This window comes from Spirillospora sp. NPDC048911, assembly GCF_043198015.1.
Classification (GTDB): Bacteria; Actinomycetota; Actinomycetes; order Streptosporangiales; family Streptosporangiaceae; genus Spirillospora.
Genome location: NZ_JBICUD010000011.1, coordinates 176,411 through 200,278, shown reverse-complemented (window position 1 = coordinate 200,278; position 23,868 = coordinate 176,411). Strand labels below are relative to the sequence as shown.

Below are 23,868 nucleotides of genomic sequence, written 5' to 3'. Positions count from 1 at the left end.
CGGACGGGGACCTGTCGAAGAAGATCACGGTGGACGCGCAGGGTGAGATCCTGGAGCTGAAGGACACCCTCAACACCATGGTCGACCAGCTCTCGGCGTTCGCGGGCGAGGTGACCCGCGTCGCGCGCGAGGTCGGCACCGAGGGCCGGCTCGGCGGTCAGGCGCAGGTGCGCGGCGTCAGCGGGGTCTGGAAGGACCTCACCGACAACGTCAACTCCATGGCCAACAACCTCACCAACCAGGTCCGCAACATCGCGCAGGTGGCGACCTCCGTGGCCGGCGGCGACCTGACCAAGAAGATCACCGTGGACGCCCGCGGCGAGATCTTCCAGCTCAAGACCACCCTCAACACGATGGTCGACACGCTCTCGGCGTTCGCCGACGAGGTGACCCGCGTCGCCCGCGAGGTCGGCACCGAGGGCGAGCTGGGCGGCCAGGCCCAGGTGCGCGGCGCGTCCGGCGTGTGGAAGGACCTCACCGACAACGTCAACGCGATGGCCAACAACCTGACCTACCAGGTGCGCAACATCGCCCAGGTCACCACCGCCGTCGCCAACGGCGACCTCACCAAGAAGATCGACGTCGACGCCCAGGGCGAGATCCTGGAGCTGAAGACGACCATCAACACCATGGTCGACCAGCTGTCGGCGTTCGCCTCCGAGGTCACCCGCGTCGCCCGCGAGGTCGGCAGCCGCGGCGAGCTGGGCGGCCAGGCCCAGGTGCCCGGCGCCACCGGCACCTGGAAGGACCTCACCGACAACGTCAACCTGCTGGCCAGCAACCTGACCACCCAGGTCCGCGCCATCGCCGAGGTGGCCAGCGCCGTCGCCCGCGGCGACATGACCCGCGCCATCACGGTCGAGGCGCGCGGCGAGGTCGCCGAGCTCAAGGACAACGTCAACCTGATGGTCGCCAACCTGCGCGAGACCACGCGGGCGAAGGACTGGCTGGAGAGCAACCTCGCCCGCATCGCCGGGCTGATGCAGGGCCACCGCGACCTGGTGGAGGTCGCCAGCCTCATCCTGAGCGAGCTCACCCCGCTGGTCGCCGCGCACTACGGCGCCTTCTTCCTGGCGCAGCGCGAGGCCGGCGGCGAGCCGACGCTCCGCCTCATCTCCGGCTACGGCTACCGCGGGCGCACCCGGCTCAACGAGGAGCTCGACTTCGGGCAGGGCCTGGTCGGCCAGGCCGCCGTGGAGAAGAAGCGGCTCATCATCGTCGAGACGCCGCCCGACTACATCAAGATCTCGTCGGGGCTGGGCGAGTCGTCCCCGGCGTGCGTGGTCGTCCTGCCGATCCTGTTCGAGGACGAGGTGCTCGGCGTCATCGAGCTGGCCGCGTTCAGCCGGTTCAGCGACGTGCACCTGGCGTTCTTCGACCAGTTCGTGCACACCATCGGCGTGGCGATCAACACCATCATCGCCAACGCCCGCACCGAGGCGCTGCTGGGCGAGTCGCAGCGCCTCACCCGCGAGCTCCAGGAGCGGTCGGGCGAGCTGCAGCGCCAGCAGGCCGAGCTGCGCCGGTCCAACGCCGAGCTGGAGGAGAAGGCGGCGCTCCTCGCCCAGCAGAACCGCGAGATCGAGGTCCAGAACGCCGAGATCGAGCAGGCCCGCCGGGCCCTGGAGGAACGGGCCGAGCAGCTGGCGCTGTCGTCGCGCTACAAGTCCAACTTCCTCGCCAACATGTCGCACGAGCTGCGCACGCCGCTCAACAGCCTGCTGCTGCTCGCCAAGCTGATGTGGGCCAACCCCGACGGCAACCTGACCTCCGAGCAGGTGCAGTTCGCCCGCACCATCTACGGGGCCGGGCGCGATCTGCTGCAGCTCATCGACGACATCCTCGACCTGTCGAAGATCGAGGCCGGCAAGATGGAGATCCATCCGGAGGACATCCCGCTCGCCAAGCTGGTCGACTACGTCAACGTGACGTTCCGGCACATCGCCGTCGAGCAGGGGCTGGAGTTCGAGGTCGTCATCGACGACGACCTGCCCCAGGTGCTGGCGACCGACGAGCAGCGCCTCCAGCAGATAGTCCGCAACCTGCTGTCGAACGCCATCAAGTTCACCAGCGAGGGCGGCGTCCGGCTGGAGATCAAGACCGCCCGGGACGTCTTCTTCGCCACCGACGCGCTCAGCACCGCCGACCGGGTCGTCGCGTTCACCGTCACCGACACGGGCGTCGGCATCCCGCCGGGCAAGCTGGAGGTCATCTTCGACGCGTTCCAGCAGGCGGACGGCACCACCAGCCGCAAGTACGGCGGCACGGGGCTCGGGCTGTCGATATGCCGCGAGATCGCCGGCCTGCTGGGCGGCGAGATCAGGGCCGACAGCCGGCCCGGCGTCGGCAGCACCTTCGTGCTCTACCTGCCCGAGCGCAGCCCCTACCCGCGGCGCCTCCAGCTCATGGACGGAGGCCAGGCCGACGGGTTCGACGCGATGGGCGACGGCGGGATGGTCGCCCTCGAGCCGGCCTCCCGGGTGCGCGTCGGCGACGACTTCGCCGAGCCCGGCCTGGTCGTCGCGCAGGACGCGGTGTTCGAGGGGCGCAAGGTGCTCATCATCGATGACGACATCCGCAACGTCTTCGCGCTCAGCACCGTGCTGGAGAGGTCCGGCCTCAAGGTGCTCTACGCCGCCGACGGCAAGAAGGGCATCGACAGCCTGGAGAACAACGACGACATCGCGCTGGTGTTCATGGACGTGATGATGCCCGAGATGGACGGGTACGCCACGACGCGGGCGATCCGCGCGATGCCGCAGTTCGCGGCGCTCCCGATCGTCGCGCTCACCGCCAAGGCGATGAAGGGCGACCAGGAGAAGAGCCTGGTCGCGGGGATGTCCGACTACGTCACCAAGCCCGTCGAGATCGAGCATCTCTTCGGTGTGATGCGCAAGTGGCTGGACGAGCGGCTGGAGTCGGCCGAGACGCTCGAGCCGGCCGCCGCGGGCGGGCCGGACCAGGGGAGGTCCGCGGACCCGGGCGAGCCGGCCGGGCTCGCCGACGATTTCGAGGCCGAGGCGACGGGGCTGCCGTCCGGCGACGGGGCCGGACGGGACGGCGACGGCAAGGGGGAACAGCGGTGATGGACAAGTCCGACCTTCCGAAGATCCTGCTGGTGGACGATCAGGAGGAGAACCTGGTCGCCCTCGCGGCGATCCTCAAGACGGTGGACGCGACGGTGGTGCAGGCGCGGTCGGGGGAGGACGCGCTGCGGGCGCTCATGACCGAGGACTTCGCGGTGATCCTGCTGGACGTCGTGATGCCGGACATGGATGGTTTCGAGACCGCCTACCACATCAAGCGGAAGGACCGGACGAAGGATGTGCCCATCATCTTCCTGACCGCCGCGCGCAGCGAGCCCGACCTGGCCTTCCGCGGCTACGCGGTCGGCGCGGTCGACTACCTCGTCAAGCCGTTCGACCCGTGGGTGCTGCGCTCCAAGGTGGAGATCTTCATCGAGCTGCACGTCCAGCGGCGGCGCGCCCGCGAGCAGTCGGCCATCCTGAGCGGCCTGTTCCCCGGCGCGGCCGAGGGGCTGGCCCGCGGCGCCGGCCTCGTCAGCGACGTCAACGACCGGCTCTCCGCCGTGGAGACCGCGCTGGTCCTGCTGGCCGACCGGATGGGCGACGGGATGGCCGAGGTGGCGGCCAAGGAGGCGTTCGCCCGCCTCGACCAGGAGATCGGCGCGCTGCGCGGCGCGCACCAGGCGCTCTTCGGCCGGCAGGACGTCACCTCACCCGCCGGAGCCTCCTGAACGCGGCCCCGACGACGGGACCCCATCGGCTCGTGGCCGATGGGGTCCCGTGCGTTCGAAAGGTGCGCGGCGGTCAGGCGGTCAGGCCGAGCGCGGGATGGCCTTGTACTCCAGGTAGGGGGAGAGGCCCTCGGGTCCCAGCTCGCGGCCGAGGCCGCTGTCCTTGTAGCCGCCGAACGGGGTGTTGGGGTCGAGGACGTAGAGGTTCACGCCGCAGCTGCCGGTACGGATCCGGCGGGCGACGTCGACGCCGTGGCCGACGTCGGCCGTCCACACTGAGCCGCCGAGCCCGTACCTGCTGTCGTTGGCGATCGCGACCGCGTCGTCCTCGTCCTCGTAGGAGATGAGCGACAGCACCGGGCCGAAGATCTCCTCCTGGGCGATCCGCATGTCGTTGGTGACGCCGCCGAACACGGTGGGCGCGACGTACCAGCCACGGTCGTGCGGCCGGTTGAGCCCGCCGGCGATGACCTTGGCGCCCTCGTCCTGGCCGATCCTGATGTACCCCTCGACCCGTTCCTGCTGCCGCTTGGCGACCAGCGGCCCGATCTCGGTGCCGTAGTCGGCCGGGTCGCCGACGTTGAGCGCGCCGACCATCGTGACGAGCGCGTCGGCGACCTCGTCGTAGCGGCTGCGCGGCGCCAGGATGCGGGTCTGCGCGGCGCACGCCTCGCCGTTGTTCATCAGCGCGGCCATCTTGAAGCCCTCGATGGTCGCGGCGAGATCGGCGTCCTCCAGGATGATCGCCGCGGACTTGCCGCCCAGCTCCAGCGTGACCGGCCGCAGCAGCTCGCCGCAGGCCGCGCCGATCTTGCGCCCGGCGTCGGTGGAGCCGGTGAAGGCGACCTTGTCGACGCCCGGGTGCGAGACCAGGTAGGCGCCCACCTCGCGGCCCGCCGGGACGATGTTGATGACGCCGTCCGGGACGCCCGCCTCCTCGATCCACTCCGCCAGCAGGTAGGCGTCCAGCGGGGTCTCGGGGGAGGGCTTGGCCACGACCGTGCAGCCCGCGATCAGCGCCGGCGCCAGCTTGAGCATCAGCGTGAACTGCGGGACGTTCCACGGGTAGATCGCGGCCACCACGCCGACCGGCTCGCGGGTCACGGTGACCGGGCCGAGCATGCCCTGGCGCTCCTCCTCCCAGGTGAACGAGGCGGCCAGGTCCACGTAGTACTGCAGGACCATCTGCGGCATCGCGGCCTGACCGAAGATCGAGAAGAGGATCGGCGACCCCATCTCCTCGGTGACCAGGTCCGCCATCGCCTGCTGCCGCTCGGCGTAGATCGCCGACAGCCGCCCGAGGATCTCCGCGCGCTCGGCGGGGGTCATCCGGGGCCAGGGGCCCTGGTCGAACGCCTGCCGCGCCGAGGCGACGGCGGCGTCCATGTCCGCCTCGGTGCCCTCGGGCACCCGCCCGATGACCTCTTCGGTGTGCGGGGAGATCACGTCGATGGTGCCGGTGCCGGCCGGTGCGGTCCACTGACCGCCGATGAACAGCCGATCGTGTTCACGCATGCTGCTGGAGCCTCCCGCTATCGACCGAATGCTTGCTTGGTTACAGCATCGCATGGGCGCCCGGGGACTTGGCAAGAGCAATGAGACGCGAGTCTCATCCCGGGACGCCCGGCTTTCACGAGCTCAAGGGCGTCCCGCACGCGGAGCCGCGGCTCAGCCGAGCAGGTGGGCGTTGGGCGCGCGGGCCAGATCGGCCAGCGCCGGCAGCTCCACGACCTCGACGCCCGCCGCCCGCAACCGCTCCAGGCCCTCGCCCTCGACGAAGAGCGAGGGCTCCCGCCAGGCGAAGACCACCCGCGCGATCCCGGCCCGCAGGATCAGCTCCGAGCAGGTCAGTGGACGCGACCGGCGTTCGGCGCACGGCTCCAGCGAGCTGTAGATCGTCGTCCCGGTCAGGTCGGCGGCCGTCTTGGCCAGCGCCGACTCCTCGGCGTGGTCGTGCGGGTCGTTCTCCCGCGAGTACCCGCGCGCGAGCTCCCGCCCGTCCGTGCCGACGATGACCGCGCCGACCGAGAACGCGGTCTCCGACGGCGGGCACAGCGCGGCCAGCTCGCACGCGATCCGCAACCGGCCCAGGTCGTCCACGCGGTCAGCCACGCGTGGCGGCCCCGATCAGGTAGCGCAGCAGGACGAGGTTGCCGATCCGGGTGAGATCGGCCAGCCGCATCGGCCGGTCCGGGCTCTGCGGGAACACCCCCGAGCCCACGAAGCGCGGCGCGGACGGGTCGCCGATGAGGAACGGCGCCACCACCAGCTGGAGCTCGTCGACCAGGCCGGCGGTCAGGAAGCGGGTGTGCATGCCGCCGCCGCCCTCCACCATCAGCCGCCGCACGCCGCGCGCCGCCAGATCGCCGAGCATCACCGGGAAGTCCACCGGATCGCCCGCGTCGATCACCTCGGCCCGCCCGGTCAGCCGGGCGGCGAGCGCGTGGGAGGCCGACGACGCGCAGTAGACCAGCTTCGGCGACTCGCCCGTGGTGAAGAACTGCGCGTCGGGGTCGAGATCGCCGGTCTCGGTCACCGTGACCTTCGTCAGATCGGCGGGCCGGCCCGTGGCGACCCGCTGGTCGCGGCGGTTGGGCGACTTGACGAGCAGCTTGGGGTCGTCCCGCCGGACCGTGCCCGCGCCCACCAGGATCGCGTCGCACGTCGCGCGGACGCCGTCGACGCGGTCGAAGTCGGCCGGGCTGGACAGCCGCAGCCGGTCCGGGCTCGCGTCGTCGATGTATCCGTCCACCGACATCGCGCAGCTCAGCAGTACATAAGGACGCTCGCTCACGGCGCAACTCTAGGGGAACGGGACGCCGGGCACCTCCCATGATCGAGGCGGTACGATCCGTCCCCGCTTCTCCTTTCGAAGATTGTTTGGGGCTCCTCGGCGTTTCTGCGCCGGATGTGACGCGGGTGCTGCCTATGGTGACCCCGTCATGCGACTTCTCCACACGTCCGACTGGCATCTCGGCAGATCGTTCCACCGCGAGGACCTCCTGGGCGCCCAGGCGGCCTTCGTGGATCATCTCGTCGACACGGTCCGGTCGGAACGGGTGGACTGCGTCCTCATCTCGGGCGACGTCTACGACCGCGCGCTGCCCGCGGTCGACGCCGTGCGGCTCTGCGACGAGGCGCTCGAACGGCTCGCCGCGCTGACCCGGGTGGTCCTGATCGCGGGCAACCACGACTCGGTCCAGCGGCTCGGCTTCGGCTCGTCGCTGATGGACGCCGCCGGCGTGCACGTGCGCACAGACCCCGCGAGGGTCGGCGATCCCCTCCTCATCGACGACGCCGCGATCTACGGCATCCCCTATCTGGAGCCCGAGCTCGTCCGCCACCCCTGGGACCTGGACGAACGCAGCCACGCCGCCGCGCTCACCGAGGCCATGCGCCGTGTCCGCGCCGACATCGGGCGCCGGGGCGCCGGCACCGCCTCGGTCGTCCTGTCCCACGCGTTCGTCACCGGGGGAGAAGCCAGCGAGAGCGAGCGCGACATCTCCGTCGGCGGTGCGGCCAGCGTCCCCGCTTCGGTCTTCGAGGGCGTCGACTACGCGGCCCTCGGCCACCTGCACGGACGCCAGGCGATGACCGACCGGGTGCGCTACTCCGGCTCGCCGCTGGCCTACTCGTTCTCCGAGGAACACCACCTCAAGGGCTCCTGGCTGGTCGATCTGCGGCCCGGCGGCGAATTGTCGGCCGAGTTCGTCGAGGCCCCGGTGCCCCGCCGCGTCGCGCGCCTGAGCGGCCGCATCGACGACCTGCTCACCGACCCCTCGCACGAGAAGTACCAGGACCGCTGGCTCCAGATCACCCTCACCGACGCGCAGCGGCCGTCCGCCGCGATGGAACGGCTGCGCCGCCGGTTCCCGCACGCGCTCGTCCTCGGCTTCGACCCGCAGGGCGAGGCGGCGGCGGACCCCCGGACCTGGTCCGAACGCGTCCGTGAACGTTCCGACCTCGACATCGCCGGCGACTTCGTCGCCGAGGTGGCGCAGGCCCCCGCCTCGGCCGCCGAACGCGAACTGTTCCACGAGGCCTTCGAGAGCTGCCGCCGGAAGGAGGCGCTCGCTTGAGGCTGCACCGGCTGGAGATCACCGCGTTCGGCCCCTTCTCGGGCACCGAGGAGATCGACTTCGACGCGCTCTCCGACGCCGGGCTGTTCCTCATCCAGGGCCAGACCGGCGCGGGCAAGACCAGCGTGCTCGACGCGGTCTGCTTCGCGCTGTACGGGCAGGTCCCCGGCGTGCGCAACGCGGTCAAGGGCCTGCGCAGCGACCACGCCGCCCCGCACCAGGCGCCGCGGGTCGTCCTGGAGACCACCGTCCGCGGCCGCCGCTTCCGGATCACCCGTTCCCCGGCCTGGGAACGGCCCAAGAAGCGCGGCACCGGCACCACCACCGAGCACGCCGCCGTCATCGTCGAAGAGCTGGAGCACGGCGACTGGATCGGCCTGACCACCCGTCTGGACGAGGCGGGCGACCTCATCGGGCGCCTGCTCGGCATGACGGCCGCGCAGTTCTGCCAGGTGGCGATGCTGCCGCAGGGCGAGTTCGCGAGCTTCCTGCGGGCCGGCGCCGAGGAGCGCCGCAAGGTCCTGGAGCGGCTCTTCGCCACCGAGGTCTTCACCCAGGTGGAGAAGTGGCTCGCCGACCGCCGCGCCGCCACCCGCCGCGCGGCCGCCGGGCTGCGCTCGGCCGCCGAGTCGAGCGCCGACCACATCGCCGAGGTCACCGGCGCCCAGCGGCCGGGCCGGTCCCTGGTCCCCGAGCCCCGGCAGGCCGAGCCGGCCGACGAGCCGCTGGACGACATCGAGGTGCTCCCCGCCTGGGCCGCCGAGCTCGCGGGCCACCACGCGGCCGTCCACACGGTGAATGAGGCCCTGCTCGCCGAGGCGGAAGCCGGTCACGCCGCCGCCCGTACCGCCTTCGACGCCGCGAAGACTCTCGCCGAACGGCAGGAGGAGCACGCCGCGGCGCTTCGCCGCCGGGCCGGGTTGGAAGAGTACGCGGCGGATCATTCGCGCAACACCGTGCGATATGACGCCGCCGTCCGCGCCGACCGCGTCATGCCGCTCATCCGTCAGGCCGGGGAACGGGCCGAACACTCCAAGATGGCCCAGCGCACGGCGGTCGAGGCGCGTGCCAGGGTCGCCGCGCTGGTGACCCCCGGCGCGGCCGAGGACGTGCTCGTCAAGGCGGAGCGCGAGAGGCGAGACGACATCGCCGCCTTGGAGGAGAAACGCGCTACCGCGGCCCGGCTGCGGGAGATCACGGCTGACCTGGCCGAGCTCGCCCGGGAACGCGCCCGGCTGGAGCCGGAAGAGGCCCGGCTCTCCGCCACCCTCGCCGAGCTGCCCGGCCGGGTCGAGGAGCGGCGCGCCGAACTGGTCGAGGCGCAGGTCGTGCTGGCCGGGCGTCCAGGAGCCGATGCCGCTTTCCAGGAGGCCACCCGCCGCCTGGACGCGGCCTACCGCCGAGACCGGCTCGCGGCCCAGCTCACCCAGGCCGAGGCGGACCTCCGCGACGCGATCGATATCGCGCAACGGGCTCGCGAACGTTTCCAGGACCTCCGCCAGGCACGCCTCGAAGGCATGGCGGCCACGCTGGCCGAAGACCTGGTCGCCGGCGAGCCCTGCCGCGTCTGCGGGTCGACGGACCACCCCGCTCCCGCCACCTCGCTCGGCCTCATTCCCGGCGAGGAGGACGAGGAGCGCGCGCAGGCCGAGTACGAGAAGGCCCAGTCGCGCCGTGAGACGGCGAGCGGCCGGGTCGAGTCCCGGCGGGCCGATTACGACAACGCCCTGGAGACCGCCGGTGAGACGGGCGTCGAGACACTCGCCGCCGAAGTGGCCGCCGCCGAGGGGATCCTCACCGCGATCGACGCCCGCGCCGCCGACGTCGAACGGGTGGAACGGCTCCTCCACCAGGCCGAGCAGGAGCTGGAGCAGGCGCGGACCAGGCGGGACGAGGTCGGCCACGAACTCACCGTGAACCGGACCCAGCACCAGGAGCTGACCGCCGAGCACGGACGGATTCAGACCGAGCTGGACGAGGCACGCGGCGACGATCCCACGCTCGACGCCCGGATCACGCGCCTGCGGCACGAGGCCGACAAGTTCGCCGAAGCCGTCCGGGCCCTCCAGGCCGCCGGCCGCGCCGCCGAGGAACTGCACGCGGCCGAGGCCCGCGCCGGGCAGGCGATGGCCGAGCAGGGTTTCGAGACGGCCGAGGCGGTGCGGGCGGCCGAGATGGAAGAAGAGGACCAGGGTGCCCTCGGGGACCGTATCCGCCGTTACGAGAACCAGCGGGCGGCCGTGAACGAGCGCCTGCGCGACCCGCTGCTCAAGGCGGCCGCGGCGGAGCCGGAACCCGACCTCACCACCTTGGAGGCCGCGCTGGCGGCGGCCGAGGCGACCCGTACCGGCGTGGCGTCCGCGGCCGACCGGACCCGCAAGCGGTGCGACCGGCTCGCCGACCTGCGCACCGAGCTGGTGGCCCGCGTCCAGGCGTGGCGCCCGGCGGCCGAGCGGCACGCCGTCGCCGCACGCCTCGCCGGTCTCGCCTCGGGGCAGTCGGGCGCCAACCGCCTCAGCATGCGGCTGTCGGCCTACGTTCTCGCCGCCCGTCTCGAACAGGTCGTCGCCGCCGCCAACGAGCGGCTCGCCCGCATGTCCGCGGGCCGCTACACGCTGCTGCACACCATCGACAAGGCGGCGGGCGACCGGCGCGGCGGCAGCGGTGGCCTCGGGCTGCGCGTCGTCGACGCCTGGACGGGCCAGGAACGCGACCCCGTCACCCTGTCGGGCGGCGAGTCGTTCATCACCTCCCTCGCCCTCGCCCTCGGCCTCGCCGACGTGGTCACCGCGGAGGCCGGCGGCACCGAGATCAACACGCTCTTCGTCGACGAGGGCTTCGGCACGCTGGACGAGGAGACGCTCGACGAGGTCATGGACGTCCTGGACGGGCTCCGCGACGGCGGCCGGGCCGTCGGCATCGTCAGCCATGTCGCCGAGCTCCGCACCCGGATCCCCGCCCAGCTCCGCATCCGCAAGGAACGCACCGGCTCCAGCGCCGCCGTCACCGTCTGACCAGGGCCCTAGTACACTGCCACCTCGTGGTTCGGCGGGGGCTCGGGAGCTGAGGAAGCACATGGAACTGGTTCACTCGGGCAAGGTGCGCGACGTCTACGCCGACGGCGACGACCTGATCCTCGTCGCGTCGGACAGGGTGAGCGTCTATGACGTCGTGCTGCCCACCGAGGTCCCCGACAAGGGGAAGATCCTCACGCAGCTCTCGCTCTGGTGGTTCGAGCAGCTCGCCGACGTCGTCCCCAACCACATCATCTCGGCGACCGACGTCCCCGCGGAGTGGGCGGGACGGGCGGTCCGCTGCCGGCGCCTCACGATGCTCCCGGTCGAGTGGATCGCGCGCGGCTATCTGGCGGGTCTCGGGCTCAAGGAGTACGAGAAGGACGGCACCGTCTCGGGGCTCGCCCTCCCGCCGGGGCTGGTCGAGGCCTCCCGCCTGCCCGAGCCGATCTTCACCCCGACGACCAAGGCCACCGAGGGCCATGACGAGTTCATCACCTACCAGGACGTGGTGAACGAGATCGGCGACGACACCGCGGCCCACCTCAAAGAGGTCACCCTGGAGGTCTACCGGCGGGGCGCCGCCATCGCCGCCGAGCGCGGCATCATCATCGCCGACACCAAGCTGGAGTTCGGCCGCGCCGCCGACGGCACGCTCGTCCTCGGCGACGAGGTGCTGACCTCCGACTCCTCGCGCTTCTGGCCCGCCGCCGACTGGACGCCGGGCCGTCCCCAGCACGCGCTCGACAAGCAGTTCGTGCGCGACTGGAGCAGCACGCTGGACTGGGACCGGACGCCCCCCGGCCCGCCCATCCCGGCCGAGATCGTGGCCGCCACCAGGGCCCGCTACGTCGAGGTCTACGAGCGGCTCACCGGCCGCCGCTGGGAGTGACGCTCCTGGGACTGACGCCGCATGGAAAGCCCCGGCCGGCAGGTGTCGGGGCGCTGCCGGCCGGGACTCGTCCGAGGGTCCCGCGAGGTCAGGCCTTGCCGCCGGACGTGGTGACGCGGCCCTTGTTGGTCGCGTACATCCGCATCCAGTAGGCGACGGAGGCGTTCACGGGGCCGATGCCCAGCCGGGTCTTGAAGTTGCCGCCCGCGCTCATCCAGGACTTGCCGTTCCTGGTGTAGCCGCACCAGCTCCACAGGGGGTTGTAGATGCCCTTGTCGTCGCAGGCGACGCGGTGCTGGTAGACCCGCTTGCCGTTGTAGACGAACGTGTAGTCGACCCAGACGCCGAGGAAGGCGCAGCGCGTCCCGGAGGCCTTGCCGAGCTTCGGCTTCTTCTCGCCCCAGCACCAGCGGAGCTTGACCGTCTTCTTCTTGTATCCGGCGGCGTGCACGTCCTTCTCCGGCACGCCCGCCGCCCTCAGGTCCGCGACGCCGGCCTTCACCGGCGCCTGCTGCTGGACCTGAAGGACCGGCGCGGGGTCGCCGGCCGGCGCGTTCGCGGTGGCGGCTCCGGCCGGGGTGACGCCCAGGCTGAGCGCCGCCGCAGCCGACGCCAGGCCGACGAGGCCTGTCTTCGTTGCAACACGGGTAGTACGCACGTTGCCTCCCTAAGGACGGCAGGCGATCCGTTCGCCCGCCAGGTCCTGACGCGCCACAAGGAATCAGGGGGGCGTCTCGCCCTCGTCTCCCCTCCGTCTCGCCTCTGTCTCCGGTCTCTCCATCTGCCGTCTCCGCTGCTGGCAGGCGAGATTTTCCACATTCGGAACGTGGGGGAGGATGGGGGCGTCGGATCCGGTGACGGCGATTCGAGGAGAGCCATGGGGAACGCGATTCCGCACGACAAGTCGGGGCAGCTGAAGCAGATCGAGGGCGGGCTGCTGCAGGGCGAGCAGATCATCGCCGTGTACGACGCGGTGGGCACGGGCACCGGGTTCATCGGGCTGACCGACCGGCGCGTGATCATTCAGGACAAGTCGTTCGCCGGCAAGCGGATGGCGATCACCAGCGTGCCCTACTCGAAGATCAGCTCAGTGAGCGTGGTCAGCAACAAGTCGTTCGCCGGCTCGTTCTTCTCCAGCGGCACGATCGCCATCCATGTGGGCACCCAGCTCTACGAGATCGAGTTCCGGGGCGAGGAGAAGACCCACCACGTGCATGACGTGATCATGCACTACATCTCCCGCTAGGGCCCGCGACCGGCCAGGGCTTGCGACCGGCTAGGGCTTGCGGCCGACGCCCGCCATGAGCCAGCCGGACGGCGGGTCGTAGGGGCGGTCGGGGCGCCATTCGGGGGCGAGCACGAGGCCCGGCTCGACCAGGTCGAGGCCGTCGAAGAAGCCCTTGAAGCGCTCGCTGGACCGGAAGGTCACCGAGATGTCGTAGCGCTTGGTCAGCTCGTCGTGGGTGGCCCGGTCGGCGTCGGTGAGGTTGTCGCCGAGGAAGTCGCAGATCACCAGGTGGCCGCCGGGGACGAGCGCGTCGCGGAACGCGGCGACGATCGAGTCGGGATCGTCCTCGTCGGGGATCCAGTCGAGCATCGAGATCATCAGGATGCCCACCGGACGGTCGGCGTCGAGGAGCGCGGTGACCTCGGCATGGCCGAGGATCTCGTCCGGGCGGCGGGCGTCGGCCTTGACGGCGATCGCCCCGGGCACCGCGTGCAGCAGCGACTGGAAGTGGACGACGGCCACCGGATCGTTGTCGACGTAGACGACCTTGGCATCGGGGTCGGCCGCGAGCGCGAGGTCGTGCACGTTGCCCTTGCCCGGCAGGCCGCAGCCGAGGTCGATGAACTGCCGCACCCCGGCGTCCAGCAGGTGGCGGACCGCGCGCCGCATGAACTTGCGGTTCTCGCGGGGGAGCAGGTGCGCCACGCTGTACGCGCCGAGCGCGTCGGTGGCGGCGCTGCGGTCGGGCGCGTAGTTGTCCTTGCCGCCGAGGGAGTAGTCGTACACACGGGCGCTGGCGGGGCCGTCGAAGCCGAGGTCATGACGGGGATCGCGATCGCTCATGTGCCATCCCTGGGATGCGGGGCGGGGGTGGTCCCAGCGTAGTGGATCGGTCCCACATCCGCGTGATCATAACGACACGGAACGTCCGCATCGTTCTGCCGGCGGTGACAAAAACACGGGTCTCGGTGCGGGGGTGTCAGTGCCGGGTGTCAGTGGAACACCGGATGTCAGCCGGGGCCGGTGTGCGGATACTGAGCCAATGGTTGTCGGGGACGGTGCCGCGATGGTGGGGCGCGAGGCTGAGCTGGCCGGGCTGGCCGGTCTGATCGACGGTGTGGGAGACGGCCGCGGCGGGATGCTGGCGGTCCTGGGCGAGGCGGGCATCGGCAAGTCCCGCCTGCTCGCGGAGACGGGACGGCTCGCGCGCGAGGCGGGGATGCTCGTGCTGACGGGGCGGGCCGTGGCGGGCGGCGGCGCGTACCGGCCGCTGGCCGAGGCGCTGGCCGGGCACCTGCGCGATGACTGCCGCCAGGAGTGCGCCGAGCTGCAGCCGTTCCGGGCCGCGCTGGGCCGCCTGCTGCCCGAGTGGGCGGGGGAGGAGCCGCCGGCGAGCATCGATCCCGTGCTGGTGCTGGGCGAGGGGCTCGTCCGGCTGCTGCGGATGCTGAACGGGTCGCGCGGCTGCCTGCTGGTTCTGGAGGATCTCCATTGGGCGGACGGCGACACGCTCGCCGTCGTCGAATACCTGTCCGGCGTGGTGCACGCGTGCCCGGTGCTCGTCGCCGCGTCGATCCGGGACGAGGACTGCCCGCCCTGCCTGCGGAGCCGCATCATCGAGCGGCCGGAGGTGCACGCGTTCCGGCTGGGGAGGCTGGACGAGGCCGACTCGATGGCGCTCGCCGAGCGGTGCGCGGGCACGGCCGAACTGCCCGCCGCCGTGCGCGAGCTGGTGGCGCGGAAGTCCGACGGCCTGCCCTTCCTGGTGGAGGAGCTGGTGGCCGGAGGCATGGAGGAACGTTCCGTGCCGCCCACCCTGGCGGGCATGGTCGCCGCCCGGCTGGAGATGCTCGGCCCCGATCGGCGGCGGGTCCTGGAGGCGGCCGCGGTGCTCGGCGACGAACCGGACTGGACCGTTCTCGGCAGGGCGACCGGCCTGGCCGAGGACGTGGTGCTGGGCGCCGCGCGGGCCGCGCAGCCGCGGCTGCTCGTCGCGGCGGGCGACGCGCTGCGCTGGCGGCACGCCCTGACGAGGGACGCCGTGCTGGCGACGGTGCCGCCGCCCGTGCGGGCCGTGCTGGCCCGGCGGTCGGCCGAGGCGCTGCTGGACCGGGGCGGCCCCGACGACGAGGCGCGCGCCGCCGACCTGCTGGCCGTCGCCGGTGAGCAGGCCCGCGCGGCGGCGGTGTTCGTCCGGCTCGCCCGCAGCGACATCGCCCGGGGAGCGCTGCGCGACGCCCGGACCCTGCTGGACCGGGCGGACGGCCTCGCGGCGCCGCCGGCGGCCGTCGCGATCGAACGCGTCCTGCTGCTCACCCGGCTCGGCGAGGCGGACGCGGCGCTGGCGGCCGGGGCGCGGGCGCTCAGCCGGACGACCGGCGACGACCACGCCCGGCTGTGCCTGCGGCTGGCCGACGCGGCGATCGTGCTGGGCCGATGGGACGAGGCCGAACGGTACCTCCAGCGGGCCGGCAGGCCCGAGGATCCGCACGCGCTGGTGCTCGCCGCCGACGCCGCGTTCGGGCCGGGGCGCATCGGTGAGGCGGCACAGCTCGCCACGGCGGCCATCGAGCGGGCCGAGGCGGCCCGCGACGGGGAGGCGCTGTGCCGGGCCCTGATCGTCCTCGGCCAGTGCGCCATCCGGCACGACGTGGAGATCGCCCGGGCCACCTACACGCGGGCGGCCCAGCTCGCCGCCGAGTACGGGCTGCTGCCGTGGCGCATCGCCGCCCTGAACGGCCTGGCCTCGGTGGAGGTCACCACCGGCTCCCACGCGCCGGCGCTGGCGGAGGCCAGGGAGCTGGCCCTGGAGTCCGGTCAGCTCATGGACGTCGTCGTCGCCGACCTCGTCCGGGCCGACCAGCTGTGCACCGTCGACGGGCCGCGCGCGGGGGAGTCGCCGGCGCGCGCGGCGGCCGAGCTGGCAGGCCGGTTGCGGCTGGCGAGCCATCAGGCGGTCGGCGAGCTCTTCATCGGGTTCGGCCGCGCGGCCGACGCCGACGCCGACGGCATGGAGGCGGTGCTGGACGCGGCGCTCGGGCGCGCGCAGGCGCCCATCGAGGTGGCGGCGCTCGCGCCGGTGGTCCGCGCGTTCATCCCGCTGCTGGACCGCGATCTCGACACGGCCGTCAGGCTCTTCGACGAGGGCATGCCGATGCTGGAGGGCCGGGGCGAGATCGCGCCGGTGGCCTTGTGGGGGTTGTGGGCCCTGCTCCGGTCCGTCGTCGCGCGGGGGGACGGCAAGGTACGGGAGATGGTGCGCCACTCGTCCTCGGTCCTGCGGGTGGAGAACCGGGGCGCGCTCTACTACGCCGACGCCGTCGCCGCCGGCCGGGCCGGGCGCGCCGAGCGCGCCGCGAACCTGCTGGCGGCCGGCGACGAGGCGCTGGCGCACCAGCACTGGCACCGGCGCCTCTGCCGGTCGCTCGCGCTGGAGGCCGCCGTGGCCGACGGCTGGGGGGATCCCGTGCCCGCGCTGCGGACCGACCTGGCGGCGTTCGAGCGCACGGGGGAGACCCGGCTCGCCCGGACCACCCGCGATCTGCTCCGGCGCGCCGGCGCGCCGACCCGGCGGGGCCGCGGCCGCACGCCGGTCCCGTCAGGCCTGCGCGCCGCCGGGGTGACCAGCCGCGAGATGGACGTGCTCATGCTGCTGACCGAGGGGCTCACCAACCGGCAGATCGCCGAGCGGCTCTTCCTGTCGCACCGCACCGTCGACACGCACGTCGCCAGCCTGCTCGCCAAGACCGGCACGGCGAGCAGGCTGGAACTGCGCGCCCGGAGCGGCGCCTACCGGCAGGCGGGCGCTCAGAGCTTGCTGAAGCAGGGGGCGTCGAGCGTGTAGGCCTTCGCGGTGGGACCGGTGAACGCCTCCTTGATCACTTTGACCCCGGTCGGCTCCGCGTCGTCCGGCCTGCCGATGAGGCTGGTGCGGACCGCGCCGGCCGCCGGGGCGGCCGCGAAGTTGCCCGAGCCGGGCGGCAGCATGCCCTCGTAGTCGACCTGGCTGATCTGCTTCACGGCCTTCAGCAGCCCGTCGCGCGTCAGCTCCTTGTTGGCCGCCGCCTTCTGCAGCGCCGCCTTGAGCGGGTACGACCAGACCCAGCCGGAGGTGTAGCCGTCGTTGGGGTCGACCTGGCCGAGCGCCTGCCGCATGGCCTGGTGGCCGGGCGACTGCGTCTGGAACGGAGCCCATGGGGCCGACTGCAGGTACTGTGCCTTGATCGCCGGGGCCGCGGGGCTCTTGAGCAGCCCCTTGTTCCACGTCGGGCCGGTGCCGATGTAGCGGCCCTTGAAGCCGCGGGCCGCGGCCTGCCCGATGACGGTCGCGGCGTCGGTCGGGCCGGTGGTGAGGATGACCAGATCGGGCTTGCCCTTGACGATGGCGTCGACGGCGCGGCCCTGGTTGTCCTGGCCCTGCGGGGTCTCGACGGCGTTGAACGTCAGCTTCCGCGCGGCCGCGCCCGCCTTGGCCCCGGCCGCCGCGTCGGCGCCGTAGTCACCGGCGTAGTGGACCGCCATGACGCTCTTGGGCTTGAAGGTGTCGACGGCGTAGTCGATCGCGTTCATCGACTCGATGCAGTAGCTCGCGCCGGACTCCAGGATGACGTCCTCGAAGTTCCACGCCGACGTCCACGATCCGGGCGCCGCCACGACCTTGCTGGACTTGAGGTCCTTGATGATGGCGGCCGTGGTGGGCGAGCCCAGCGTCTGCGCCAGGGCCAGCACCTTGCCCTTGATCTCCTGGTAGACCTGGTTGTGGGTCTCCGGGTTGTACTTGTTGTCGCGGACGTACTTGGTGGCGTCGATGTCGTAGCCGCCGATGCCGCCCTGCTGGTTGACCCGCTTCCAGAACGCCTTCTGCGCCTCGGTGATGGGCACGGCCAGCGTCTTGAACGGGCCGACGGTCAGGTCGGAGATGATCCCCAGATAGATGCAGCCGTTCTTCTTGTTCACCGCGTTCGGGCAGGCGTCCTTGGTCACCCCGGGCGCGCCGCTGTCCTCGTCCCCCCGGAAGACGCCGCAACCGCTCGCGACGAGCACGCCCGCGGCCAGCACCGCGCCGATCCTCTTTTTCATGATGGCTCCTAATAGCTGAAGGGCCAGGCCTTCCAGTAGTTGCGGATCCGGGTCCAGATCCCGAACAGGCCGCGGGGCTCGAGGATGAGGAAGACGATGATGAGCAGGCCGTACAACACGCTCTCGACCTGGAAGACGTTGGGCGTGTCCTTGGACTCGGAACTGATGAACGGCAGCACGCCGGGCAGTTCGCGGGTGATGCGGGGCAGCAGCGTGATGAACATCGCGCCCATGATCGAGCCGCTCACCGTGGCCACCCCGCCGATCAGGATCATGGCGATGAACTGCACGGACAGCAGCAGGTTGAACGAGCCGGGGTCGAAGTAGCCGGCGACGGTGTACATCAGCGCGCCCGCGACGCCCGCGTAGAACGAGGAGATCGCGAAGGCGAGCAGCTTGTGGCGGCGCAGGTCCACGCCGATGATCGCGGCGGCGATGTCGCGGTCGCGGACGGCGGCGAACGCGCGGCCGACGCGCGAGCGCATGAGGTTGCGGGCGAGCACCGCGAAGAGCACCAGCATCACCAGCATGAGCAGGTAGAGCTTCTGCTCCTTGCTGTAGGCGCCCGCCTCGTCCAGCCGCACCCCGAACAGCTCGGGCACCGCCGCGGGCCGCCCGACGCCGGGGCCGCCGGTCAGGCTGTCCCACTCCTTGAAGATGTGCTCGCCGAGGAACACCAGCCCCAGGGTCACGATCGCCAGGTACAGCCCGCGCAGCCGGGTCGCGAGGGGTGCCACGATCACCCCCGCGAGTGCCGCCACCAGGCCCGCCGCCGGCAGCCACACCAGGATGGAGGTGACACCGAAGCCGATCACCTTGCCGTCCGGGTCGCCGGAGACGGCGGCGGCCGTGTACGCCCCGATCGCCAGGAAGAACGCGTGCCCGAGCGAGATCTGGCCCGCGTACCCGGTGACGATGTTGAGCCCGATCGCCCCGATCGACGCGACGAACCCGACCGCGAGCAGTTGCAGGATGTCGTCGGTCAGCATGAACGGCGCGAGCAGCGCGACCACCAGCAGCGCGCTGAGCCACCGCCGCTTGGCCGGGGTGTCGAGCAGCGCCATGTCCTGCTTGTAGGAGGTGTAGAGCAGCGGCCTCCCCCGCGGCCGCCGGCGTTCCAGAAGAGAAGTCCCTGCTTTCCCGAGGGGGGCCGACCTCCCACGCCCGCCGGCGCTTCTCCGAAGCGTGCTCCCTGCTTTCCCGAGGGGGGCCGACCCCCCACGCCCCCCGGCGCTTCTCCGAAGCGTGCTCATACGCGCTCCACCTCCGGAGTCCCGAACAACCCGTACGGTCTGATCAGCAGGACGAGCAGCATCAGCACGTACGGCGACACGACCGCGAAGTTCTGCCCGAGCCAGGGCGCGAGGTCGGCCTGGTAGGTGCCGACCAGCGACTCCACCAGCCCGACCGCGAGCCCGCCGAGCACCGCGCCGCCGAGCGAGTCCAGGCCGCCGAGGATGATCGCGGGCAGCGCCTTCAGCGCGATGATCCAGAGGTTCTGGTCGACGCTGGCGCCGCTGCCGACCAGCACGCCCGCGACCGCGGCGAGGCCGCCGGCCATCGCCCACGAGGTCGCGAACACCGCGCCGACCGGCACGCCCTGCGCGAGCGAGGTCTCCTGGTCGAACGCGGCGGCCCGCATCGCCAGGCCGAAGCGCGTGTAGCGGAAGAACGCGAACAGCGCGGCGACCATGAGCGCGGTGGTGAACAGCATGGCCAGGTACCGCTGCTGCACCGGCACCCCGAGCAGGTCGACCGTCCGCAACCCCCACGGGTCGCCGACCTGCCGCACGTCCAGCCCGATGAAGCCGTTGACGATGACGCGGATGACGATGTCGAGCCCGAGGGTGATGATCGCGACGACGAAGACGGGCTTGCCGACCATCGGCCGGACCGCCACGCGTTCGACGCCGAGCGCCAGCAGCGCCACCGCGACCGCCGACAGCAGCAGCGCCAGGAAGAAGTTGACCTCGGCGGCGAGATAGGTGACCAGGACGGCGCCGGTGAGCATGAACGCGGGCTGGGCGAAGCTGATCACCCGCGTGGACTTGTAGATGATCACGAAGCCCAGCGCGAGCAGCGCGTAGATGGACCCGTTGCCGAGCCCGCGTGCCACGCTCTGCCAGAACTCTGTCATGGCCTCGCTCCGCTCGGCGGCTCGCAGCCGCTTTTTCGCGGCGGCTTCCCTCGTCGCTCTGGTCGCAAGCTCCCGCCGCTCCTCAGTCCGGCCGCCGCGCGGCTGCTCGCAGTCACCGGGGCGACCTTCCGTACAGGTCGTCGATCAGGTCGGCGAAGGCGCGTTCGATGGCGGTGCGCTTGACCTTCTGGGTGGCGGTGAGCTCGCCGTCCTCGTGGTCGAGCTCCTTGGGCAGCAGCCGGAAGTCCTTGAGCTGCTCGGGCCGGGCGAGCCCCTCGTTGACCCCGTTCACGATCTCCTGCACCAGCTCGCGCACCTCGGCGCGTTCGGACAGGTCGCGGTAGGTCGTGTAGGCGAGGCGGCGGCGTGTCGCCCACTCGCCCACGGTGTCGAGCTCGATGCCGATGAGCGCGGTGAGGTAGGCGCGGCGGTCGCCGAGGACGATCGCCTCGCGGATGTAGGGGGAGACCTTCAGCTCGTTCTCGATCAGTGGCGCCGCCACGTTCTTGCCGCCCGCCGTGATGATGATCTCCTTCATCCGGCCGGTGATGCGCAGATGCTCGCCGTCCCACTCGCCCACGTCGCCCGTGCGCAGCCAGCCGTCGGGCTCGACGACCCGGCGGGTGGCCTCCTCGTCGCGCCAGTACCCGGCGAACACCCCGGGATGGCGGGTCAGGATCTCGCCGGTGTCGTCGTCCAGCCTGATCTCGCAGCCCGGCTGCGCCTCGCCGACCGTGCCGAGCTTGACCCGGCCGGGCCGGTTGGAGGTCGCGATCGCGGTGTTCTCGGTCATCCCGTACACCTCGTGCATGGGGACGCCGATGCCCATGAAGAACTTGAGCACCTCCGGCGCGATGGGGGCGGCCCCGGACGCCGCGTACCGGACGCGCCGCATCCCGATCCGCTCGCGCAGCGCACGGAAGCAGAGGAGCCAGCCCACCGCGTACATCAGGCGGGTGGCGGGGGTGTGCCGTCCGCCCCGGCGGACGAGCGTGTCGCCGATACGGTCGGCCAGCTTGAGCCAGAAGCGCGTCGTCCACCGTTTGACCGGGCTCGCCGAGCCGAGCCGGATCTCCACGCTCGCCAGGATCTTCTCCCAGATGCGCGGCACGCCGAACAGGATCGTCGGCTGCACCTCGCGCAGGTTCACCGGAACGGTCTCGATCGACTCGGCGAAGTTGACCTGCATGCCGGACGACGCGTTGAACCAGACCGTGAAGATCCGCTCGGCGACGTGGCAGAGCGGCAGGTACGACAGGGCCAGGTCGCGGGGCGTCGGCGGCGGCGTGGTGAAGCCGCCCTCCTCGATGAGCACCCGGATGGCGAACTCGACGTTCGTGACCGTGAGCATCGCGCCCTTGGGCGGGCCGGTGGTGCCGGACGTGTAGACCAGCACCATGACGTCGTCCGGCCGCGCCGCCGCCATGCGCTCCTCCACCGCGCCGGGGAACTCCTCGCGGTGCCGCGTCCCGAGCTCGCACAGCTCGTCCCACGACATCAGCCGGGGGTCGGTGTAGTGGTTCTTGATGCCGCGCGGCTCGATGTAGACGATCCGTTCCAGGCCCGGCAGGTCGCCGGTGACCGCGAGCGCCTTGTCGACCTGCTCCTGGTCCTCGGCGATGAGGATCTTCGAGCCCGAGTGCCGCAGCAGGTACCCGACCTCGGCCGCGGGGTTGGTGGGGTAGAGGCCCATCGTGGTGCCGCGGACCGCGACGGTCGCCAGGTCGCTGTAGAGCCATTCGCGCCGGTTCTCCGAGTGCACCGCCACCCGGTCGCCCGGCTCGACCCCCAGCGCGAGCAGCCCGTGCGCGACGGTCAGCACGGTCTCCCAGTACGTGTGCCAGGTGACCTCCTGCCAGATGCCGAAGTCCTTCTCGCGCATCGCGACGCGGTCAGGGGTTCTGGCGGCGTGGTCGCGGACCCTGGTGGCGATCGTGGTCGTGGTGGTCGCCGGCCGTTCGGTGGTGGTCTTCAGCTCCGTCATGAGGCTTTCCCCAGGTAGGCCCTGATGACTTCGGGGTCGGTACGGATGTCGGCCGGGGCGCCCAGCGCGATCGGGACGCCGAAGTCGACGACGAGCACCCGGTCGGCCAGGTCCATCACCAGGCCCATGTCGTGCTCGACGAGGATCATCGGGATGCCGAGCTCCTCGCGGATGTCGAGGATGTAGCGGGCCATGTCCTCGGTCTCCTCGAGGTTCATGCCGGCCACGGGCTCGTCGAGCAGCAGCAGCTTGGGCTCCTGCGCCAGCGCCCGGCCCAGCTCGACCCGCTTCTGCACCCCGTACGGCAGCAGGCCGACCGTGTGCCGCCGCCACTGCTCCAGCTCCAGGAAGTCGATGATGTCCTCGACCGCGAGCCGCGCGGCCAGCTCGGCCTTGCGCGCCCGCCCGAGCCAGGCCATCGCGGCCAGCGCGCCGTAGCGGAGCTGCTGGTGGCGGCCCAGCATCAGGTTGTCGAGGACGGTGAGGTTGGCGAAGAGCTCGACGTTCTGGAACGTGCGCGCGATGCCGAGGCCCGCGATCTCGTGCGGCCGCCGCCCGAGCAGGTCGGTGCCGTCGAAGGTGACCCGGCCCTCCTGTGGCCGGTAGACGCCGGAGATCACGTTGAAGATCGAGGTCTTGCCCGCGCCGTTGGGCCCGATGACGGCGAACAGCTCGTCCGGCTCGACCCCGAACGAGACCCCGTCGATCGCCGCCACCCCCGCGAACGAGAGCCGCACGTCGGCCAGTTCGAGGATCACGACAACCACCGCTTCCGCCGCCGGTAGTGCTTGACGTCGCGGAACGAGCGCGCCGCGCCCTCCGCGCCCAGGCCGAGGTAGAACTCGCGGATGTCCTCGTCCTGGAGCAGCTCGCGGGCCGGCCGGTCCATGACGATCTTGCCGGTCTCCAGGACGTAGCCGTGGCCCGCGATCGCCAGCGCCATCGTCGCGTTCTGCTCCACCAGCAGCACCGTGGTGCCCTGCCGGTTGATCTCCACGATGATGTCGCGGATCTGCTCGACCAGCTTGGGCGCCAGGCCCAGGCTCGGCTCGTCCAGCAGCAGCAGCTTGGGCTCGGACATCAGGGCCCGGCCCACCGCGAGCATCTGCTGCTCGCCGCCGGACAGGTAGCCCGCCGTGCGGCTGCGGCGTTCCTTGATCACGGGGAACAGCCCGTAGACGCGGTCGAGGTTCTCGGCGAGCCCGCCCGCGTTGGTGTGCGCGCCGAGCCGCAAATTCTCCTCGACCGTCAGCTCGGCGAAGATCCGGCGCCCCTCCATCACCTGCCGCACGCCGAGGCGCACGACCCGCGTCGGGGACAGCTCGTGGATCGGACGCCCGTCCAGCAGCACCGAGCCCTTGGTGACCTCGCCGTCATGGACGTCGAGCAGCCCGGAGATCGCGCGGAGCAGCGTGGTCTTGCCCGCCCCGTTCGCGCCCAGCAGCGCGACGATCTCGCCCTCGGGGACCTCGAGGCTGACGCCTCGCAGGACCAGGATCACATCGTGGTAGACGACCTCGAGATTCCGAACACTCAGCATGAGCGCCGTCCGGTGGTGGGAATCCAGCTCGTTGGTGGAAATCCAGCTCGGCCCAATGTCAGTAGAGTGTGACCTGCATCTCACCATGAGACAAGAGCGGTATCTGTCCCGCCCGTCTCTCTTTGATAACGCCCCGTGGACCCCACCTGCCAAGCTGT

The 23,868-nt window shown here is 71.7% G+C and carries 18 protein-coding genes; 7 read left to right on the top strand and 11 right to left on the bottom strand.

The genetic code is table 11. From position 1 onward, the window contains the following. Together ACGFNU_RS40155 and ACGFNU_RS40150 are read left to right on the top strand one after the other, a co-directional pair. Window positions 1-3,086, top strand: a 3,086-nt coding sequence (locus tag ACGFNU_RS40155; RefSeq protein ID WP_392601854.1) for a HAMP domain-containing protein, incomplete at its 5' end; no start/stop codon positions are given. Continuing rightward, complete coding sequence (locus ACGFNU_RS40150) at window positions 3,086-3,757, top strand: two-component system response regulator (protein WP_392601853.1); 672 nt, start codon at window positions 3,086-3,088, stop codon at window positions 3,755-3,757. The genes ACGFNU_RS40155 and ACGFNU_RS40150, both read left to right, overlap by 1 nt. Window positions 3,758-3,838: 81 nt before the next feature. Here the strand turns inward: ACGFNU_RS40150 and ACGFNU_RS40145 are convergent, their stop codons facing one another. The 3 genes from ACGFNU_RS40145 to ACGFNU_RS40135 all read right to left on the bottom strand — a co-directional run bounded on the left by ACGFNU_RS40145 (window position 3,839) and on the right by ACGFNU_RS40135 (window position 6,551). Beyond that, window positions 3,839-5,272 (bottom strand): aldehyde dehydrogenase, encoded by a 1,434-nt coding sequence (locus ACGFNU_RS40145; RefSeq protein ID WP_392601852.1) that lies wholly within the window; start codon window positions 5,270-5,272, stop codon window positions 3,839-3,841. 153 nt (window positions 5,273-5,425) lie between these two features. Continuing rightward, entirely contained in the window at window positions 5,426-5,869 is a 444-nt protein-coding gene (locus ACGFNU_RS40140; RefSeq protein WP_392601851.1) for a deaminase, read from the bottom strand. Next, window positions 5,862-6,551, bottom strand: coding sequence for a RibD family protein (locus ACGFNU_RS40135; protein ID WP_392601850.1), 690 nt, complete (start codon window positions 6,549-6,551; stop codon window positions 5,862-5,864). Before ACGFNU_RS40135 ends, ACGFNU_RS40140 begins: the two co-directional genes overlap by 8 nt. 148 nt (window positions 6,552-6,699) lie before the next feature. Between ACGFNU_RS40135 and ACGFNU_RS40130 the strand changes: the two genes are divergently transcribed. The 3 genes from ACGFNU_RS40130 to ACGFNU_RS40120 all read left to right on the top strand — a co-directional run bounded on the left by ACGFNU_RS40130 (window position 6,700) and on the right by ACGFNU_RS40120 (window position 11,742). Then, a complete protein-coding gene (locus ACGFNU_RS40130; RefSeq protein ID WP_392601849.1) occupies window positions 6,700-7,836 on the top strand; it encodes an exonuclease SbcCD subunit D in 1,137 nt (378 codons plus the stop codon). Then, window positions 7,833-10,850 (top strand): AAA family ATPase, encoded by a 3,018-nt coding sequence (locus ACGFNU_RS40125; protein ID WP_392601848.1) that lies wholly within the window; start codon window positions 7,833-7,835, stop codon window positions 10,848-10,850. The genes ACGFNU_RS40130 and ACGFNU_RS40125 overlap by 4 nt, the downstream gene beginning before the upstream one ends. Before the next feature lie 61 nt (window positions 10,851-10,911). Next, entirely contained in the window at window positions 10,912-11,742 is an 831-nt protein-coding gene (locus ACGFNU_RS40120) for a phosphoribosylaminoimidazolesuccinocarboxamide synthase (RefSeq protein ID WP_392601847.1), read from the top strand. Window positions 11,743-11,830: 88 nt separating this feature from the next. Here ACGFNU_RS40120 and ACGFNU_RS40115 read toward each other — a convergent pair whose 3' ends face one another. Further along, window positions 11,831-12,400 carry a hypothetical protein gene (locus ACGFNU_RS40115; RefSeq protein ID WP_392601846.1) on the bottom strand — a complete coding sequence of 190 codons (570 nt, stop codon included), beginning with the start codon at window positions 12,398-12,400 and terminating at the stop codon, window positions 11,831-11,833. A gap of 219 nt (window positions 12,401-12,619) precedes the next feature. On the opposite strand from ACGFNU_RS40115, the gene ACGFNU_RS40110 reads away from it, so the two are divergent. Then, entirely contained in the window at window positions 12,620-12,988 is a 369-nt protein-coding gene (locus ACGFNU_RS40110) for a PH domain-containing protein (RefSeq protein ID WP_392601845.1), read from the top strand. 30 nt (window positions 12,989-13,018) lie between these two features. Here ACGFNU_RS40110 and ACGFNU_RS40105 read toward each other — a convergent pair whose 3' ends face one another. After that, entirely contained in the window at window positions 13,019-13,813 is a 795-nt protein-coding gene (locus tag ACGFNU_RS40105; RefSeq protein WP_392601844.1) for an SAM-dependent methyltransferase, read from the bottom strand. Between the two features lie 199 nt (window positions 13,814-14,012). Here ACGFNU_RS40105 and ACGFNU_RS40100 point away from each other — a divergent pair, with 199 nt between their 5' ends. Then, window positions 14,013-16,814 carry an ATP-binding protein gene (locus tag ACGFNU_RS40100; RefSeq protein ID WP_392601843.1) on the top strand — a complete coding sequence of 934 codons (2,802 nt, stop codon included), beginning with the start codon at window positions 14,013-14,015 and terminating at the stop codon, window positions 16,812-16,814. On the opposite strand, the gene ACGFNU_RS40095 is transcribed toward ACGFNU_RS40100, so the two are convergent. The 6 genes from ACGFNU_RS40095 to ACGFNU_RS40070 all read right to left on the bottom strand — a co-directional run bounded on the left by ACGFNU_RS40095 (window position 16,778) and on the right by ACGFNU_RS40070 (window position 23,710). Beyond that, window positions 16,778-18,049: an ABC transporter substrate-binding protein gene (locus tag ACGFNU_RS40095; protein ID WP_392601842.1), complete on the bottom strand. Its 1,272-nt coding sequence runs from the start codon at window positions 18,047-18,049 to the stop codon at window positions 16,778-16,780. The genes ACGFNU_RS40100 and ACGFNU_RS40095 overlap by 37 nt on opposite strands. A gap of 8 nt (window positions 18,050-18,057) precedes the next feature. Continuing rightward, on the bottom strand, window positions 18,058-19,113 hold the full coding sequence (locus ACGFNU_RS40090; protein WP_392601841.1) for a branched-chain amino acid ABC transporter permease: 1,056 nt from the start codon (window positions 19,111-19,113) through the stop codon (window positions 18,058-18,060). A gap of 185 nt (window positions 19,114-19,298) precedes the next feature. Then, entirely contained in the window at window positions 19,299-20,186 is an 888-nt protein-coding gene (locus ACGFNU_RS40085; RefSeq protein ID WP_392601840.1) for a branched-chain amino acid ABC transporter permease, read from the bottom strand. Window positions 20,187-20,298: 112 nt separating this feature from the next. After that, entirely contained in the window at window positions 20,299-22,170 is a 1,872-nt protein-coding gene (locus tag ACGFNU_RS40080) for an AMP-dependent synthetase/ligase (RefSeq protein ID WP_392601839.1), read from the bottom strand. After that, window positions 22,167-22,928, bottom strand: coding sequence for an ABC transporter ATP-binding protein (locus ACGFNU_RS40075; protein ID WP_392601838.1), 762 nt, complete (start codon window positions 22,926-22,928; stop codon window positions 22,167-22,169). The genes ACGFNU_RS40080 and ACGFNU_RS40075 overlap by 4 nt, the downstream gene beginning before the upstream one ends. After that, the gene (locus ACGFNU_RS40070; RefSeq protein WP_392601837.1) at window positions 22,925-23,710 is read right to left on the bottom strand and encodes an ABC transporter ATP-binding protein; all 786 of its coding nucleotides are present in this window, start codon (window positions 23,708-23,710) and stop codon (window positions 22,925-22,927) included. The genes ACGFNU_RS40075 and ACGFNU_RS40070 overlap by 4 nt, the downstream gene beginning before the upstream one ends. Window positions 23,711-23,868 lie beyond the last annotated feature (158 nt).